Below are 17,786 nucleotides of genomic sequence, written 5' to 3' on the forward strand. Positions count from 1 at the left end.
CGCTGCAGTGCGCGCAGCTACTAATGATCAATGAAGCCCCGGCGCTTGAGAGTATGTCAACCAGATATGAACTTCTGGTGGCCAGCATCAGCGACTACGCGATCTACATGATGGACCCCGAAGGCCGCATCAGCAGCTGGAATGCGGGTGCGCAGCGCTTTAACGGCTACAGCGAGAATGAGATACTGGGCACGCATTTCTCGCGCTTCCATACGCGGGAAGACCAGGATGCCGGCCTGGCGAAACATGCCCTCGCCACCGCATTGCGCGAAGGCCGTTTTGAAAACGAGGGTTGGCGGGTGCGCAAGGATGGCTCGCTGTTCTGGGCCACCGTGGTGATCGATCCGATCTATACGCAGGAGGGCGATCACGTCGGCTTTGCCAATGTCACGCGCGACACCACGGAGCGCAAGCGCGTCATGGAAGCGCTGCGCGAGAGCGAGCAGCGTTTCCGCCTGCTGGTGCAGGGCGTGATCGATTATGCGATCTACATGCTCTCGCCGCAGGGCTTGATCACCAACTGGAACCTTGGCGCCGAACGCATCAAGGGCTATGCTCCGGAGGAGGTGCTTGGCACCCACTACCGCCAGTTCTTTACTGAAGAAGACAAGGCGGCTGGCGTGCCGGAGCGGGCGCTGGAAGTCGCGGCGCGCGAGGGCCGCTACGAAAGCGAAGGCTGGCGCGTGCGCAAGGACGGCACGCGTTTCTGGGCCCACGCCGTGGTCGACGCACTGTACGACGATGACGGCGATCTGCTCGGTTTTGCCAAGGTTACTCGAGACAACACCGAGCAGCGCCAGGCGCAGGAATCGCTGGAGCAGGCGCGCGCGGCCCTGTTCCAGGCGCAGAAGATGGAATCGATCGGGCAGTTGACGGGCGGCGTGGCGCACGACTTCAACAATTTGCTGGCGGTGGTATCGAACGGCATCGACATCCTGCGCACGGCACCGCCGGAAGATACCGGCGCGCGCGTGCTGGACAGCATGCGGCGCGCGGTCGACCGTGGTGCGGCACTGACGGCGCAACTGCTGGCCTTTGCGCGCCAGCAGCCATTGGCGCCCAGCGTGCAGCAGTTGAACCGCCTGGTGCTCGGTTTCGAAGGCGTGCTGCGGCGCGCTGCCGGCCCGCTGATGCGCTTCGAGATGGACCTCGATCCCAAGCTGCGCCAGGCCTCGATCGACGAAGCGCGCTTTGAAGCCGCCTTGCTCAACCTGGTGGTGAATGCGCGCGACGCCATGCCGGAAGGCGGTACGCTGGAAGTCACCACGCGCAACGTCAAGCTCGAGGCCAACCAGGCCGGTGCCCTGCCCGCTGGCGACTATGTGCGCGCGAGTGTTGCCGACACCGGCACCGGCATGAGCGAGGAGGTGCGCCAGCGTGCCTTCGAACCGTTCTATACCACCAAGGAAGTCGGCAAGGGCTCCGGCTTGGGCTTGAGCCAGGTGTACGGCTTTATCGTGCAATCCGGCGGCGCCGTGGCGATCGATACCGAAGAAGGCAAAGGCACCACCATCAACCTCTTCCTGCCAGCCCTGGCGGAGTCGGCGCCGGAGGCGCCCGCACCGCGCGCCGCGCGTGAGGAAAGGGTGTTGATCGTGGACGATGATCCGCTGGTAATGGAGTCGGCGCGCGAGCTGTTCCAGGCCATGGGCTACGTAACCTTGCATGCCAACGATGCAGCGGCGGCCTTGCGCTGCCTGCAGCGCGATAGCGAGGTCGATGTCTTGTTCAGCGATGTGATGATGCCGAACGGGATGACGGGCCTTGAACTGGCGCGCGAGGTGCGCCAGCGCTACCCCCGCGTCAAGATCATCCTGGCGTCCGGATTCCCGCAATCCGAAGAGGAATTTGCCGTCGTGGGCAAGCCATATCGCCTGGCCGACCTGGCCCGCCAGCTGCGCACGGGCTGAGTTACACTCTACGACTTTGAAACAAGGCGTAGGGGAGACAATGAAAAAAATCGTACTGGGAGGATTGGCCATGCTGATGGCAGGCAGCGCCATGGCGGCATCGGTGCAGGACGTGGCGCAGCGCTATCGCAAGCTGGCGCTGGCCATCGGCCAGCATGACGCCAGCTACGTGGACGCTTACTACGGCCCGCCGGAACTGGAGCAGCAGGCAGCGAAGGACAAGCAAAGCCTGGCTTCGATCAAGGCCGGCGTCGCGGCGGCCCAGCGCGACATCGCGCAGCAGAAGGCCGGCGGCGCGGACGAAGCGTTGCGCATCGAATTCCTGGCCAAGCAGCTCAAGGCCATGCAGGCCCGCGTCGAGATGATGGAGGGCCGCAAGTTTACGTTCGACGCAGAGACTGCGCTGCTGTACGACGCCGTAAGCCCGCACCATGACCGCGCCCATTACATGGCGCTGGTGGCGCAGGTCGACCAGCTGCTGCCGGGCGTCGGCACGCTGCCGGAACGCCTGCAAGCCTTCCGCGCCAGGTTCGCGATCCCGAAAGACAAGCTGCAGCCGGTGTTCGATGCTTCCATTGCCGCCTGCCGCGAGCGCACCGCTGCCTTCATGCCTTTGCCTCAGAAGGAAAGCTTTGTACTGGAATTCGTCAGCAACAAGCCTTGGTCCGGTTATAACTGGTACAAGGGCAATGCGCATAGCCTGATCCAGATTAATACCGAATTCCCGATCTACATCGAGCGCGCGGTGGACCTGGGCTGCCACGAGGGCTATCCGGGCCACCACGTCTACAACGCCCTGCTGGAGCAGGCGCTGGTCAAACAGCGCAACTGGGTGGAGTTCAGCGTCTACCCGCTGTATTCGCCGATGTCGCTGATCGCCGAGGGCAGTGCCAACTACGGCATCGAAATGGCGTTCACCGATGAAGAGCGGCTGGCCTTCGAGCAGAAGGTACTGTATCCATTGGCCGGGCTGGACCCGGCACTGGCGCCGCAATATGCGAAGCTGATGAAACTGCTCGGCAAGCTGAGCTATGCCGACAACGATGCGGCACAGGCTTACCTGGAAGGGAAGTGGACGCGCGAGCAGACCATCGAATGGCTGGTGAACGTGGCCCTGTACCCGCCGGAGAAATCGGCGCAGCGCCTGTCTTTCTATGACGCCAACCGCGGCTACGTCATCAACTACAACCTGGGCAAGGACATGGTCAAAGCCTGGGTGGAAAAACATGTGACGGCCACCGATCCGGCAACCGCCCGCAAGCAGCGCTGGGAAGCGTTCAAGACATTGCTGTCGTCGCCGCGCCTCGCCAGCGGCCTGCGCTAACTTTAAGCTGCTCAGGCAGCTTTCTTCGCGCTCAGGCATTCTTTCATGAATGCCTTGCGTTCGTCGCCTTTCTTGCCCGTCGCGTCTGCGTTGCAGGTCTTCATCTTGTCCTGCTGGGTTGCCGGCGCGGCAGGCTTCGCGGCCAGGCATTCCTTCATGAAGGCCTTGCGTTCGTCGCCCTTCTTGCCCGTGGCTTCCTTGTTGCAGGTCGTCATTTTGGATTGCTGGGAGTTCTTTGCCGGCGCCGGATCCGCGGCGAAAGCGGCGGAACAAGACAGGGCCAGGGCGGCAATGATCAGTTTTTTCATGAGGCGGCTTCCTTCTAACAGTTGAGTTGGTCTTGCGGTAACAACTATACATAGATTTTTTGTCGATGTGGCCTATTCTCAAAGAACGCCGATGAGTTCAAACGGCCGTTTCCTTGGGGAGTGAACATGGACAATAAGAAGGTCTTCAAATCAGGAACTGCCACTGCCGGCCTGGCGCTGTTGCTGCTGTCTGCCTGTGCGGGAACGGATCCAAAACTGGGCGGAGCACCGACCATGGCGACCGGCTCGGCCGGCGGCGCCACGGCGTCGAATGCCAACACACAGTTGGAAAAATGTGACAAGCCGCTAGGCACGCTGGGCGTGGTGGAAGACACGGCGGCACCCTGGTACCACCACCTGTCGCAATACAAGCTCGGCTCGACCGTGCCTGTACTGCGCATGATGATCCAGCAATCGAATTGCTTCGTCGTCGTTGAGCGTGGCGCGGCAATGGGCAAGCTGATGCAGGAACGCGCGCTGGCCTCGTCCGGTGAAATGCGGGCCGGCAGCAATTACGGCAAAGGCCAGATGGTGGCGGCCGATTACACCATGAGCCCGAGCATTACCTTCAGCCAGAAAGGCACGCAAGGGGTTGGCGGCGCCTTGGGCGGGCTGGGGCTGCTGGGCAGTGTGGCGGGTGTCGTCGCTGGCGGCCTCAAGGCCAACGAGGCTTCCACCACCCTGCTGATGGTGGATAACCGTTCCGGCATCCAGCTGGCTGCGGCCGAAGGCAGCGCCAAGAATTATGACTTCAACATGGGCGGCGCCCTGTTCGGCGGCGGCGGTTTTGGCGCAGCCGGCGGCTATTCCAACACGCCTGAGGGCAAGATCCTGATTGCCTCGTTCATGGACTCGTACAACCAACTGGTGAAGGCGGTGCGCAACTACAGGGCGCAGGAAGTGGCCGGCGGCATGGGTACCGGCGGCGCGCTGGGCGTGCAGGGCGGTTCGACGCCGGCTTCCAAAGAACTCGAGAAGAAGCCTGCCAAGAAAAAGAACTGAGTTCCATTGCGGGTCAGGCGCGCTATAGTGTAAGTAGCTCTTTGGAAGGGAGGTCGCCATGACCCGCAAATATATCGACTGCCGCGAGTTTCCCAGCGATGCGAAATGCAGCGTCGCGATTTCGGCAGATAACGAAGACGAGCTGCTGGAAGTCGCTGTCCAGCACGCCGTCTCGGTCCACAAGCACGCGGATAGTCCTGAACTGCGCAGCGCCATCCGCGGCATGATCCATGAGGGCATCCCACCCGAGCATGCGATGCCGCCGGGCGCGGAGACAGGCGCACCGGAAGGCCTACGGCCGCATTAAGCGGCGTGCACTGCGGGCCGGGTGTCGAGATAGCGCACCAGGTCGCGCCCCAGCACGCGCAGGCGCGCTGTGTCGACCTGGCGTTTCTTGTAAGCGTCGTGGCTGGCTGGGCCTTCCAGCGTTCGGCCATGGCTGGCTTTGTCCATCAGCTGGATTTCGTACTCGAAGAAGAAGCCGACGTCGTAGTCGGGGCCGCTCGCTGCCGGATCGTCCGGCGGCAGGTGGATCATCTTGCGCACCGTGACCTGGATGCTGCTGAAGCCGGCGCCGCTGTGCGGGTTGTCGGCCCGCGTTTGCGGCGACGAAATCTGCATCAGTTCCGCGTCCATCTGTTCCAGCAATCCGGCCGGATAGCCATCCGCCGCTTCCAGCATGCAGCGGTACTGGGTGAACACTTCCTTGGCCGCCTCCATGTCGAGCAGGGTGTTGCGGGTGCGCTGGGAATCGACATTGGTTACCGAGATCAGGTGGGCGCGCTGCAGCGTACGCAAGGCGAGCAGGCATTCGAAGCGTGTATTGAAGACCAGCCGCACGCCGAGATGGTCGAAGATGTCGGCTGCCAGGTAGGCTGCTTTCTGCAGCAGCTTCAACAGGATACTGCCGCGGCTTTTATTGTTCTTGCGGTCAAAATGCAGCAAGGGCAGGCAAATCTCGCCATCGCTCAAATAGAACTGGCCATCTTCTTCCTGGATCACTTCATCGAGGCTGGCAAACACTTGCTGGCGGATGGTGTTGAAGTAGCGTAGTTTGAGGTTGTTATCGATGTAGAAGATGCCGTGCATGACTTTCAGTACGGCGCACGACCACATGCGGCGCAGCTCGACTTGTTCATTGCCGTGCAGCGAGGCGAATACCAGCAGGTCCAGCGGATCCTGCGGCGCCCGCACTTCGGGCGGGACCAGGGCCGCCTGGCCGGGTGTGAGGAAGTTGCCGCAGATGAAGTCGAGTGCTTCGGCATGGGCGCCGGCAATCACTTCGCGCGCATGCGGGTTATCGATGTCGAAGCCGTATTCGCGCACGAACTGGTGGGCGTCGTGTTGGTTGCGCAGGGCCAGGCCGCCGAGGTCGATCGCCGACACGCCCGAGGCGATGGCATTCAGGTAGGTCCAGTTCAGGGAGAACTTGCCCTGGCACTTGAGTGAGGGATGCATGGAGGTGTTTTGTGTATTGTGCAACCGTCCAGTCTTTAAAGAAAGTATCGCAGCCGCGGGTGCAAGCCGCAAGCCGGGTGTTGTATCGAAATCGGCCTTGTGCCTTGGTAAAAGAATAATGTAAGATTTTCTTGTTGGTAACTTTAATAACGATATAAATAATCCTTTAGGAGCAACCGTGAGTAATCCTTATTCGATGCCGCAGTCCGACCTGGCGGAACGCGCCGGCGACGAAACCTATATGCCGAAGTTTTTTGCCCTGAATGGGCGTATTGGCCGCGTGCGCTATTGGTCGTACAGCTTCCTGGCCGGCTTGCTGATGATGCCGGTACTCTTCCTGGTCGTCGTGGTGGGCGTCTTGTCCGGCATCATGACCAGCCCGGGCGCCGCAAGCACCATGTTTGGCCTGCTGATCTGGGGCATGTATCTCGCCATCACCATCATCCTGGCGCGCCGCCGCTTCCATGACATGGGCAAGTCGGGCTGGCTGAGCATCCTGGCAATCATTCCCATCGTTCAGATCGGTATTGGCCTGTGGCTGCTGTTTGCACCGGGTGACGATTGCGCTAACGACTACGGCCCACAACCGGCGCCGAACACCACGGGCGTGTTGGTCGTCGCCTGGATCGTGCCTGTCCTCATCGTCGTGGGCGGTATCCTGGCCGCGGTGTCGATCCCGGCATACAAGGATTACACCGATCGCGCGCGCGCCGCACAGATGCAGGAAGGCGGCCAGTAAGCAGTGCATAACCCGTACGCCGCGCCGCAGGCAGCGCTCGAGCTGCCGTTTGCACCTGCGAACCAGGCGCGGCTGTTTTCCTGGAATGGCCGCATCGGGCGCTTGCATTTTGTGGCGTACTGCATGCTGGGTATCCCGGTGACAGTGCTGTACGCTATCGCCATCGCCTTCGGTCTATCCAGGGTGCGCCAGTACATCCCTGCGGAATCCTCGGCCAGCGATTCGGTGATCTTTACCATCCCGCTGGTTTTCCTGCTGGCGATTGTGTTGGCGACACGCCGGCGGCTGCACGATATCGAAGTCAGCAGCTGGTGGGCGCTGTTGCTGCTGTTCCCCATCTTCCAGTTCATCTTCCTGATCTACCTGCTGGTCGCACCCGGTACGCCGGAAGCGAACCGTTTTGGTGCGCTGCCGGCACCGGCCGACTGGGGCGTGAAGCTCGGGGTCGCACTCGGGGGGGCCTTGCTGTTCGGCTTTACAGCGCTCCGCTTTCTTTGATGTCAAGGTAGCGGTTCAGCAGGGCGCCGGCCAACTGTTCCGGCGCGACGTCGACCAGGTGGCCCGAGCGCAGGCCGAGGCGGCGGATGGCATCCTGGCGCTGTTGCAGGTAATGCTCGCTGGCTGCCAGCCGCAGGGCGTCTTCGAAGCCCTGAACCGGCGCGCTGCTGGCGGCATCCAGGGCGCGCTCGCGCAGGCTGGCGCACAGCACCAGGTGGCGCGAGGACAGCAGGTCGACCGCCTGGCGCAGCGCCACATCGTCTTCATCCCGTACGTTCGTCACCAGCACCACGAAGGCGCGCCGGTTCAGGCGGTTCAGCAGGTCGTTGGCGGCGCGCATGTAGTCGGGCGCGGCTTCACCGGGCTGCAGGTCGTACACTCCGGCCAGCATGCGGTCCAGTCCAATGCGGCCTTTGGCCGGCGCCAGCCAGCGCTTGTCGACGCCAAAACTCATCAAGCCCACCGCATCGCCCTGCTTGCCGGCCACGAAGGCCAGCGTCAGCACGGCGTACAGTGCATGGTCGAAGTGGCTGGTGTCGCCGTCGCGCGCCAGCATGCGGCGGCCGGTATCGAGCAGGAACACGACTTGCTGGTCGCGTTCGAGCTGATATTCGCGGCTGATCGGCTTGCGGTGGCGCGCGGTGGCTTTCCAGTCGATCGAGCGCAGGCTGTCGCCGCGCCGGTATTCGCGCAGCTGGCGGAAGTCGGTGCCTTCGCCGCGCTGGCGCTTGAGCAGCGAACCGGCAGTCGGCGCCTGGCGGTCGGTGGCGCGCAGGGCCTGGCCCAGCAGGCGCGCCACGTCGGGGAATACTTTTGCCGTCTGCTGTGGTCCGATGCGGTGGGTCGCCTGCCACAGGCCGAGCGGGCCGGCCACGCGCAGCCACGGCGTGCCGAATTCGCCGTCGCCCCGCTCCAGCGGGCGTACGCGGTAAGTCATGCTGGAAAACGCACCCGGCGCCAGCTGCGCTGCGTGCGGCATGCCTTCCAGTTCCCAGGCGGCCGGGTAATCGTCGAATACGTCAAGCTGCAGCGCGGCCTTGCCTTCGTTGTGCAGGGTCAGGCGCACGTCGTGCCAGGCGCCGACCGGCAGCACGCCGGCCATGCTGCGCTCTGCGCGCAGGGCGGGGCGGCGGCGCGCCAGCAAGGCGTCGGCGCCGGCGGCCAGCAGCAGGGCGCCGCCCAGCATTTGCCATGGCGCCTGCAGCGCCGGCCAGATGCTGGCCGGCACGCCGAGCGCGGTCAGGCCCAGCAGGGCCTGGAACATGCGGCGGGTTGGCTTCATCAGTTGCGCGGCGCGGCGACGGAGTCGATCAGCGCGGCCAGCACGTCATCGGCGCCCAGGCCATCGAGTTCGCTTTCCGGCGACAGGGCGATGCGGTGGCGCAGCACCGGCAGGCTGGCTTGCTTGATGTCGTCCGGCGTGGCGTAGTCGCGGCCGGCCATCAGCGCCATGGCGCGCGCCAGGCGGATCAGGGCGATGCTGCCGCGCGGACCGGCGCCGACCGACACCCCGGGCCACTGGCGCGTGGCGCGCACCATGCGCACGGCGTAGTTGGCAACCGCCTCATCGACGCGGATGCGGGCCACCAGCTGCTGCAGCGCGACCAGGATTTCCGGCTTGATCAGGGTGCGCACCTGCGCCACTTCCAGCGCGTCGCCGACGCGGTCCTGGGTCACCGCCAGCAGCATTTCAGTTTCTTCCTGCTCGCTTGGGTAGGCAATGCGTGCCTTGATCAGGAAACGGTCAAGCTGCGCTTCCGGCAGCGGGTAAGTGCCTTCGCTTTCCAGCGGATTCTGGGTGGCCAACACCATGAAGGGGGCGTCCAGGACATGCGCTTCGCCTTCGATGGTGACCTGGCGCTCCTGCATGGCTTCCAGCAGCGCGGACTGGGTCTTGGCCGGTGCGCGGTTGATTTCGTCGGCCAACAGCAGGTGGGTGAAGACCGGCCCCTTGCGCACGCTGAAGGTTTGCTGGCGCTGGTCGAATACGGCGTGGCCCATGACGTCGGCCGGCATCAGGTCGGGCGTGAACTGGATGCGCGAGAACTCGCCGGCAAAGGTCTTGGCCAGCGCCTTGACCAGCAGGGTCTTGCCCAGGCCCGGCACGCCCTCCAGCAGCACGTGGCCGCCGGCCAGGCAGCAGGCCAGCACCTGTTCGACCACCGCTTGCTGGCCGACGATGGCGCGGCCGATTTCCTCGCGCAGGCGTTGCACGATGTCGACCGCCTGCGCCAGGCGGTCGGCCGGAATGGCGTTGTTGGGTTGGATGGACATGCTATCGCTCATGATGGGCTCGTAATTGTTGGAGTATTGAAATTTGCCGCGTGAAGTCGGCGGCGCGCTTGGCCGGTGCGCCGAGCAGTGCATCGCTCACCTGCGCTTCCGGCATTTTCGCCAGGCGTGCCAGGCGGCGTGCGCGCTCGGCCGGCCCCAGGGCATGCAATTCCGGCAGGCGGCGCAGCAGCTGCTTCTCCGTGCTCTTGCGCACGGCTTCCAGCAGCAGTGCGCGGCCTTGCGGCAGGCGCCACAACCAGCGGCCGCTGGCTTCAATGTGCTCGATCAGGGCGCGCCGTGCGGTGGCCGCTTCCGGCAGCATGGGGCCGAAGCGGCGCGAAGCGCTCCAGGTCCACAGCAGCAGCAGGGCGGCCAGGCCCAGCACGACCGGGCGGCCGTGCTGCCACAGCCAGGCGGCCCAGCCCACCGGTTCGTTGTGCTGCACCAGCATCACCGGGGCATGGGGACCGCTTTGCCCGGCCAGCAGCAGCAGCAGTTCGGCGTGGTCGAACTGGCGCAGCGCGTCGTTGTCGAAATAGCTGTCGCCGGCATCGACCGCCACCATTGCGACCTTGCCGCGGCCTTCGCCATACACCAACACCGCCAGCTCGTAGGTGTCGCCCCATAGCGGTGCCGGACCTTTGCCCTGGAAGCGTTGCAAGGTGTCGGATGGGCGGGCCAGCTCGATGGTGTTGGCGGCGCCGGGCGCGTTCAGGCATACCAGCCGGGCCGGGCCTTCGGCTTCCTTGCCGGCCGCGCCGTCGCCGTCGTCACCGTCGTCGCCCTCCTCACCGTCGTCGCCATCGTTGTTCTGGGCCTGCCCGGCTTTGGCCTTTGCGGCGCGCTTCTCGCGGCGGCTGGTTTCCAGCGGGTCGATGCGGCAGCTGTCGTCGACGCGCGAACGGCCCGACATCGCAACGCCGAAGTGCTTGCCCAAGGGATCGGTTGCCTGGTCGAGGTCGGCCGGGCTGGCCTCGCCTTCTTCGGTGTCGCCCACCCAATCGGGCGTCATGACCAGGGTATTGCCGCGGCGGACCCAGTCCAGCAGCAGCCTGGCCTGGCGCTCGTCCGGCGGACGCGCGTAGCGTGACAGCAGCAGGACTCCATCCGGCAACTGGTTCAGCAATTGGTAGCTGAGCACGGGCTCGACGCGTACCTTGTGGCCGCTCGCTTCCAGCAGGCGCGTTGCCGCCAGCATCGGGTTCTTGGCCTGTGCTTCCGAGACGTGGTACTGGCCGCGCCACACCTTATGGAAGTACAGGTGCCAAAGCTCGTAGCCGGCGCCGGCCAGCAGCACGGCGACGATGGCGATGATGATCGTATGGCTCCGCTTCATGCTGCCTCGCGGTCGAAATGGGCTTGCCAGCGCGTGCACAGCGCCGCCACGCTTTCCGCAGCGGGCCAGCGCGCACCGTAGGCGGCGTTCAGCCACAGCGTGGTGGCCTGGTCGGCCAGCGCCAGGCTGGCGCTATCGAGTGCGCCGGCGGCGTGGGCGCTGCGCGCTTGCGCCAGGCACTCGCCTTCCGTTGCCCCATGGTGCAGCTTGAGCGACTGGCGGCTGACCAGGCGCGACAGCGTGGCGCGATACAGCAGCGCCAGCGCAGCGCGCTGCTGGCCTTGCTGCCACAGCGCGCGCACGGCACCCGCCACATCGGCCGGCAAGCTCTCTTCGCGGATATCGAGGCCGCCCACTTCGGTGGCCAGCTTCGGTTCGGCTGCGGCCGCAAAATTGAAGCGCAGCGGTGCGGCATAGCGCCACAGTAGCCAGGCCACCAGGGCGACAGCGCCGGCGATCAGGGTGACCTTGAACCCGCCGGCCAGGATCGCAACCATCCAGCGCGGCAGCAGCGGCGGCGACTTCGGTTTTTCCTTTTCTTTTTCCGCAGCCGGCGGTACGCGCAGTTCCCATTGCTCGCCGCAGCGATAGCCGCGCAAGTCTTGGTGCGCAAACACCTGGTCGAGCTGGCGGCGCAGCGCGGCCTGTTGCGGCGACCGGTCAGGCCCGCGGCCGCTGTCCTGCTTGGTGAGCCCTTCGGGCGGCGCGCAGTCGGTGGCCACGGACTTGGCGCCGGCGGCCGGCCCGGCCGCCTGCACCGGCGGCGGCATGCCGAGCAAGGCCATGGCCAGCAGCGGCGCGGCCATCAGCACGGCGGCAGCCTGGCGCGCTGCGGCTGGACGTGCCGGCGGGCGCAGCTGGCGCAGCACGATTTCGAGGTCCCAGGCTTCCAGCGTGGCGCGGCGGTTCAGGTACAGGGTAAAGGTACAGGCGGTGTAGATCGGGCCGATGATGGCGCACGCCAGGCACCAGGCGGCGGTGCCCAGCGCGGCCTGCAGCGGGCCCTGGTTGGTCAAGGTGAGCAGGGCGAAAGGATTGGCGGTTTCGCCCGGCATGAACAGGCCCAGCAGGGCCAGTACGCCCATCATCAGCACGAATTCGAAGCTGGCACACATGCTGCCGAACATCAGGGCCGCGCCGCCGGTGCCGTTGCGCGCGATGGTGGCGCGGCGCGCCGTGGCGACCTTGCCGCGCGCCCGCTCCAGCACCCACACCGGCTGGTGCAGGCCGCGTCCGGCCATGAAGGGGCGCCACCAGGTCAGCATGCGGAACCAGCCGCCGCCCAGTTCGCGCGGCCAGGCGCGCAAGGCATCGCGCCAGCTGGCCTGTTCGCCGAAGACCTGGCGCGCCAGCACGTGCAGCGGCGCGCGCTCGAGCAAGGGACGCAGCCACCATGGCAGCAGCCAGCCCAGGGCCAGGTCGGGGTTGTACCAGCTGAGCAGGACGGCCAGCGCCGACAGCGGCAGCCACAGGGCCATCCAGGCGCGCCAGACGTCGGCGCCGCCGGCGTGCAGCAGGGAGAAACCAAGGTCCAGGCCTTGCGCATTGCTGCGCGGGCGCAAATCAAGGCGCAGCTTATCGAGTTGCATGCACGCCTTTCCCGCGGCCGGCGCAAGCAAAGAACAGGAACACAAGGGCCCAGCAGACGGCGCCGACGCTGTATTTGACGGCCGGTGCCAGGCTGCTGGCCGACCAGAAGGCTTCAAAGAAGGCAGCCAGCACGGTGAGCAGGGCGGCGCCCGCTACCACCGGGTACATCTGGATGCTGGCTTCCTGCAGCGCGCGGCGGCGGCCCAGGCGTCCCGGCTGCACCAGCGCCAGGCCAAGGCGCACGCCGGCCATGCCGGACAGTACCAGGCCGGTCAGCTCAAAGCTGGAATGGGTCACCACGAAGGACCAGAAGTTGGTGCGGGTCGCCGGGTCGAGGCTGAGCCACGCAGCCACCACGCCCATCTTCATGCCGTTGAACAGTACGCTGAGCAAGGCCGGCACGCCGCCGAAGATGCCGCTGGCGAAAGTGCGGAAACCGATCGAGACATTGTTCCAGATATAGTGGCCGAACATTTGCAGGTCGCCTTCACTGCCGCCGCGGCCGGTCTTCATGCTGGAGGGCGAATACATCTGGTGCATGCGCGTCAGTTCTTCCGGCGAGGCGAACATGAAAGCATTGTGCGAGTCGTGCCATACCAGCAAGCCGATGGCGACGGCCGGCCCCAGCAGGCAAAGCAGCACCAGCAGCAGCAGCTTCCATTCGGCGCGCACGCGGCGCGGCAAGTCCGCACGCAGCCACTGCAGCAGCACGGTCGGCCGTTCGGCTGCCACGCCGTACAGCGCATGATGGCAGCGCGCGACCAGGCCGTGCAGGTAGGACACCAGTTGCGGCGAGTAACCGCGCTGGCCGGCCAGGGCCAGGCACTGGCACAGGCGGCGGTATTGTTCGGGCAGGGCTTCGCGGCCTTCGGCGCGCTTGGCCAGCAGGGTGTCGATCTCGCTCCACAGCGGAGCGTAGGTCGCTTCAAACTGGGCTTGCTTCATCGGACCAATCCTGCGGCCATGCCGCGCAAGCGTTCCAGCGAAGCGTCGCCGTCGCGGCCGGTCAGCGGTTCGGCGATATCGGCCAGTTCCAGCATGCGCGCGTGCGGCAGGCGGCTTTCGCGTGCAAACAGGTCGGCCAGCGCACGTTGCTGTTCGGGCGTCAGCGGGAAAGGCAGCGGCAGCGGCGCCGCATCTGGTACCTCAACGCGCCTGGGCACCTTGTCGCGGTACACCACCTGGGTGCCGGCCACGATATCGCCCAGGCGGCGGAAATGGCGGTCGCACAGCATGGCCAGCAGGCCGGAGGCATACAGCAGGGGCAGGAAGTCGGCCACCATCAGCAGGTTGCGCAGCACCGATTCGCGCCAGCGCAGCGGCAGGCCGTCGGCGCGCAGTACCTGCAGGCCGATGATGTGCTTGCCCAGCGTGCGGCCGCCGGCGTACACCTCGCAGATCACCGGGTAAGCCCAGTAGGCGAGGAAGAACAGGATCGCGGTCACGCCGTTGAACAGTTTTTCGGAAGGGATGATGGCGCCCAGCAGCCCGATGAGCACGCTGGCGCCAATACTCCAGACTGCGAAATCGATGGCCCATGCGTAAGCGCGCACTACCGGACCGGCAGGAACAAGCTGCAAACGCACGCCTTCTGGGGTGATCAGGGACAGGCGTCCGTCGAGAAGGTAATTCATGCCATTTATTTAACCATAAAATTTCCTCAATGGAAATATCAATGGAAATGTTTTATGCCGGCCGCCTCCTCGACTTGCCGGTATTCGCGTGTCTGGCGCACGTTGCCGATGGCTTGCCAGATGGCTTCGACCCGCTGCGGATCGCGCTGGTAGACGCCGCGCCCGACCATCAGGTGCAGGTGGACGGTGGAATACGGCAGTTCGGCCTGCTGGACCTTGCCGACGAAACGGGGATCTTCGTGTGCCAGCTTGCTCGCTTCCAGTCCCTGCAGGATGGCGACGTCGAAGCTGCCCCTGGTCAGCATGCGCAGCGCATCGGCGGCCGATTTCACGGTGTCATGCGGGATATAGCCTTTTTCGCGCAATTGCTGCGCCACCAGGTAGCCGGTCTGCACGATCACGACCTTGCCGGGTGCCAGCAGTTCATGGCCGTCCCAGCTGCCATTGCCCCCGACGCGCAGGAATACCAGGGCGGCATCTTCGAATAATGCCCGGCCCGGATCTTCGCGCCCATCGGGTAATTGGGGAATGCGTGACCAGGCGCGGCGGTCAATTGCATCCGCTGCACCAACTACGGCATCCACCTGGCCAAGTTTTAATTCATTTAAGCAACGCTTCCAGGGTTTCGGCGAATAAATAAATTGTTCATTAAGGAGTGATTCAACTCTCTTTAATAATTCAAAATTAAGGCCTTTTCCGTCCGGCGTGCTCCATGGCCGCTGGTCGACATCTTCAAAGCACAGGCGCAGCGGCGGCTCTTTCGCGGCATGGGCAGCCATGCCGCTCAACAGTGCCAGCAGCACGCAGAGGCTTTTGTAGCTCATGGCACAAAGATTATCACGGTGTTTTTATGTTCCGGGCAACTTCATAAAAAAGATCCATACATGTTGTATTTGCGCATGTATAACTGGAAATAATAGACGGATGAAAATGTTGCATATAAATTCTCCCTAGTTTTTTTAAAATCTGTATGGAAGAGAGAAATACATGAATAAACATTTTCCGATTGCAGCATTAATGTTGTCTGCCAGCCCATTTGTGCTGCTGGGCCAAGCCCATGCACAGGCACAGGATGCTGCCCCTGTCCAGGCGCAGCAGGCTGCCGACACCACCACCGACGACATCCAGAAGGTAGTCATCGTTTCGACCGGTAGCCGCGGTTCGCAACGCACCATGGTCGATACCCCGGTACCGGTTGACGTGCTGAGCTCGCGCGAGCTGACCAAGACCGGCCAGGCCACGCTCGACAAGTCGATGCAGTTCCGCGTCCCGTCCTTCAATACCGTGCAGACTCCGGTCAACGACGCGACCTCGCTGCTGGACCCGTACGAGATCCGCAATATGGGGCCAAGCCGCGTGCTGATCCTGATTAACGGCAAGCGCAAGAACATGAGCTCGCTGGTCTACACCCAGACCTCGCCCGGCCGCGGCGAATCCGGTTCCGACATTTCCGCCATCCCGGCCGACGCGATCAAGCGCATCGAAGTGCTGCGCGACGGCGCTTCGGCGCAGTATGGCTCCGACGCGATTGCCGGCGTGGTCAACATCATCCTGAAGGACAATGCCGAAGGCGGCTCCGTGACGGCGCGTGCCGGCATCACCCACGAGCACGACGGCGGCATGGGCGGCCTGAGCCTCAACCAGGGCTTCGCCCTGGGCGGCGACCGCGGCTTCTTCAACTACACCATCGATGCCTCGCGCGTGAACCTGGCCAGCCGCTCCGGCGCGGTCAGCGCCGTTGGGGAAGCGGGCGACTTCGGCGCCCCGCTGTCGGAGGTGCAGGCCTTCCTGTCCAAGTATCCTGATGCGCGCAACGTCAACGGCTCGCCGAAGACCAAGGCTTTCAAAGGCCTGTTCAACACCCGCTACGATATCGGCGATGGCGTCGCCATCTACGGCAATGCTGCCTACGTACGCAAGAAAATCAATTCCTTTGCCAACTACCGAACCCCGTACTGGCGCCCGACCGATTACGGCCTGCTGCATCCGGCCGGTTCGGTGTATGAAGGCTACCAGCCAACCTTCGACGGCACGCTGGACGACTACAACGCTACCGCGGGCGTGAAGCTGGACCTGGCTGGCTGGAACACCGATTTCAGCCTGACCTATGGCGGCAACGAGCAGAAATACAATGTGAATAATTCCGTCAACCGCAGTATGGAGGATGACGTACTGAAAGGAATCAGCACGGTCCATTCGCCGACCAGTTTCTACGCAGGCGGCGTGAAGTTCGAGCATTTTGTCTTCAACGGCGATATCTCCAGGCAGCTGAGCGATACCGTCAACTTCTACGCCGGTACCGAACTGCGCCACGAGAAGTTTGAAACAAAACCGGGCGACGTGGCTTCCTACCAGGGCACCGGCGCCGACTCCTTTGCCGGCAACGACCCACGCAATTCCTTCCCGACCTCGCGCTCTAACTACGGCGTGTACGCCGGCGCCACCTGGGATATCAGCAAGGAATGGCTGGTCGACGGTACCGGCCGCTGGGAGAAGTACACCGACTTCGGCTCCGCCTTCGTATGGAAGCTGTCGACCCGCTTCAAGGCCAACGACTGGGTGACCCTGCGTGCTTCCGCATCGAAGGGCTTCCGCGCGCCATCGCTGGCGCAGATCTACACCCAGAAAGCGCAGTACTCCTTCGTAGCCGGCGGCGGCATCCAGGTTTCCGGCCTGGTGAACAATGTGTCGGCGGCAGCCGCTGCCCTGGAAGTGCCTAAGCTGCATGCCGAGAAGTCGGACAACATCACCCTGGGCCTGGGCCTGAAGCCGGACGACAACACCAGCATCACCCTGGACTACTACCGCATCAAGGTCAAGGACCGCATCGTGCTGGGCAAGGAAATCGGCCCGGTCTGCCACCACGACGATAGCCTGACGCCAGCCGAAGACCAGTTGCAGTACGATGCCTGCTTTGCGAAGAGCAAGCTGGACCAGGAACTGGCCAAGGCAGGCATTGTTTCGGTGAGCTTCTTCATCAACGCACTGACTACCCGCACCGAAGGCCTGGACTACGTGCTGTCGCGTAAGAACATCCCGCTGGCTGACGGCAAGCTGACCCTGAACCTGTCCGGTAACTATACCCACAGGAACGAGCGCGACGGTGCGGTGCGCAATCCTAAGCTGGTGGCCGACGCCAACCAATCCGTGATGGATGCAACCCAGGAAGCGCTGATGTTCACTTCGCGTCCGAAGTTCAAGACCATCCTTGGCGCCGACTGGGACTACAAGAAGCTGAACCTGTCGCTCAACAACACCGTGTTCGGCCCGACCCACTTCCGCCAGGCCGGCCTGGACAGCAACCTGGAGACCAAGTTCAAGACCAAGAACGTCACCGACTTCGCGCTCAACTACAACCTGATGCCGAATGTGACCGTGTCGTTCAACGTCAACAACGTGTTCAACACCACGCCTGAGTGGGAGTTCCGCGCCCTGAACGCCGAAGGCCAGAAGAAGATTGATGATCCTAACGCGCGAGCCATCCAGCGCAACCTGATCACCTTTAACGGCCGCTACGACATGGTGACCTACGATGGTTCGCATTTCAGCCAGCTTGGCCGCACCTATGCAGCGTCGCTGAACTACCGCTTCTAAACAGCTATCCGGCTGAAGCGAAAACCGCCCCTCGGGGCTAATGCCGTTCAGTTAAGACTGAACGGCATTTTTCGTTTTGGGGTGTTGTAAACGTCATCACATGCTGTTAACCTCGGTTG

16 protein-coding genes are annotated in these 17,786 nt (G+C 63.9%); 7 read left to right on the forward strand and 9 right to left on the reverse strand.

From position 1 onward, the window contains the following. Nucleotides 1-53 precede the first annotated feature (53 nt). Nucleotides 54-1,910 (forward strand): PAS domain-containing sensor histidine kinase, encoded by a 1,857-nt coding sequence (locus tag ASE26_RS26805; protein WP_229208216.1) that lies wholly within the window; start codon nucleotides 54-56, stop codon nucleotides 1,908-1,910. A gap of 40 nt (nucleotides 1,911-1,950) precedes the next feature. Next, the gene (locus tag ASE26_RS26810) at nucleotides 1,951-3,234 is read left to right on the forward strand and encodes a hypothetical protein (RefSeq protein ID WP_055938380.1); all 1,284 of its coding nucleotides are present in this window, start codon (nucleotides 1,951-1,953) and stop codon (nucleotides 3,232-3,234) included. Nucleotides 3,235-3,245: 11 nt separating this feature from the next. Here ASE26_RS26810 and ASE26_RS26815 read toward each other — a convergent pair whose 3' ends face one another. Next, nucleotides 3,246-3,542, reverse strand: a complete 297-nt coding sequence (locus ASE26_RS26815; RefSeq protein WP_055938383.1) for a PsiF family protein — start codon at nucleotides 3,540-3,542, stop codon at nucleotides 3,246-3,248. Between the two features lie 126 nt (nucleotides 3,543-3,668). On the opposite strand from ASE26_RS26815, the gene ASE26_RS26820 reads away from it, so the two are divergent. Together ASE26_RS26820 and ASE26_RS26825 are read left to right on the forward strand one after the other, a co-directional pair. Continuing rightward, the gene (locus ASE26_RS26820; protein ID WP_055938386.1) at nucleotides 3,669-4,544 is read left to right on the forward strand and encodes a CsgG/HfaB family protein; all 876 of its coding nucleotides are present in this window, start codon (nucleotides 3,669-3,671) and stop codon (nucleotides 4,542-4,544) included. Nucleotides 4,545-4,602: 58 nt separating this feature from the next. Continuing rightward, on the forward strand, nucleotides 4,603-4,851 hold the full coding sequence (locus tag ASE26_RS26825) for a DUF1059 domain-containing protein (protein WP_055938389.1): 249 nt from the start codon (nucleotides 4,603-4,605) through the stop codon (nucleotides 4,849-4,851). On the opposite strand, the gene ASE26_RS26830 is transcribed toward ASE26_RS26825, so the two are convergent. After that, on the reverse strand, nucleotides 4,848-6,002 hold the full coding sequence (locus ASE26_RS26830; protein WP_057247268.1) for a TIGR04552 family protein: 1,155 nt from the start codon (nucleotides 6,000-6,002) through the stop codon (nucleotides 4,848-4,850). The two genes, ASE26_RS26825 and ASE26_RS26830, sit on opposite strands and share 4 nt — an antisense overlap. A gap of 178 nt (nucleotides 6,003-6,180) precedes the next feature. Between ASE26_RS26830 and ASE26_RS26835 the strand changes: the two genes are divergently transcribed. Then, entirely contained in the window at nucleotides 6,181-6,741 is a 561-nt protein-coding gene (locus tag ASE26_RS26835; protein ID WP_156398205.1) for a DUF805 domain-containing protein, read from the forward strand. A gap of 3 nt (nucleotides 6,742-6,744) precedes the next feature. Continuing rightward, a complete protein-coding gene (locus ASE26_RS26840; RefSeq protein ID WP_057247269.1) occupies nucleotides 6,745-7,239 on the forward strand; it encodes a DUF805 domain-containing protein in 495 nt (164 codons plus the stop codon). Here ASE26_RS26840 and ASE26_RS26845 read toward each other — a convergent pair. The 7 genes from ASE26_RS26845 to ASE26_RS26875 are packed head-to-tail and all read right to left on the reverse strand — an operon-like array spanning nucleotide 7,217 to nucleotide 14,897. Further along, a complete protein-coding gene (locus ASE26_RS26845) occupies nucleotides 7,217-8,521 on the reverse strand; it encodes a DUF58 domain-containing protein (protein ID WP_055938402.1) in 1,305 nt (434 codons plus the stop codon). The two genes, ASE26_RS26840 and ASE26_RS26845, sit on opposite strands and share 23 nt — an antisense overlap. Next, nucleotides 8,521-9,513, reverse strand: a complete 993-nt coding sequence (locus ASE26_RS26850) for a MoxR family ATPase (protein WP_200960845.1) — start codon at nucleotides 9,511-9,513, stop codon at nucleotides 8,521-8,523. Before ASE26_RS26850 ends, ASE26_RS26845 begins: the two co-directional genes overlap by 1 nt. 1 nt (nucleotide 9,514) lies before the next feature. Continuing rightward, nucleotides 9,515-10,849: a DUF4350 domain-containing protein gene (locus ASE26_RS26855; protein WP_057247271.1), complete on the reverse strand. Its 1,335-nt coding sequence runs from the start codon at nucleotides 10,847-10,849 to the stop codon at nucleotides 9,515-9,517. Continuing rightward, on the reverse strand, nucleotides 10,846-12,438 hold the full coding sequence (locus ASE26_RS26860) for a DUF4129 domain-containing protein (protein WP_057247272.1): 1,593 nt from the start codon (nucleotides 12,436-12,438) through the stop codon (nucleotides 10,846-10,848). Before ASE26_RS26860 ends, ASE26_RS26855 begins: the two co-directional genes overlap by 4 nt. Then, nucleotides 12,425-13,384: a stage II sporulation protein M gene (locus ASE26_RS26865; protein WP_057247273.1), complete on the reverse strand. Its 960-nt coding sequence runs from the start codon at nucleotides 13,382-13,384 to the stop codon at nucleotides 12,425-12,427. Before ASE26_RS26865 ends, ASE26_RS26860 begins: the two co-directional genes overlap by 14 nt. Beyond that, entirely contained in the window at nucleotides 13,381-14,073 is a 693-nt protein-coding gene (locus ASE26_RS26870) for an RDD family protein (RefSeq protein WP_057247274.1), read from the reverse strand. Before ASE26_RS26870 ends, ASE26_RS26865 begins: the two co-directional genes overlap by 4 nt. A gap of 38 nt (nucleotides 14,074-14,111) precedes the next feature. Continuing rightward, on the reverse strand, nucleotides 14,112-14,897 hold the full coding sequence (locus tag ASE26_RS26875; RefSeq protein ID WP_057247275.1) for an ABC transporter substrate-binding protein: 786 nt from the start codon (nucleotides 14,895-14,897) through the stop codon (nucleotides 14,112-14,114). Between the two features lie 163 nt (nucleotides 14,898-15,060). On the opposite strand from ASE26_RS26875, the gene ASE26_RS26880 reads away from it, so the two are divergent. Further along, entirely contained in the window at nucleotides 15,061-17,667 is a 2,607-nt protein-coding gene (locus tag ASE26_RS26880; RefSeq protein ID WP_057247276.1) for a TonB-dependent siderophore receptor, read from the forward strand. The last annotated feature ends 119 nt before the right edge of the window (nucleotides 17,668-17,786 follow it).

The sequence above is a fragment of the Duganella sp. Root198D2 genome, from assembly GCF_001428585.1.
Lineage (GTDB): Bacteria > Pseudomonadota > Gammaproteobacteria > Burkholderiales > Burkholderiaceae_D > Rugamonas.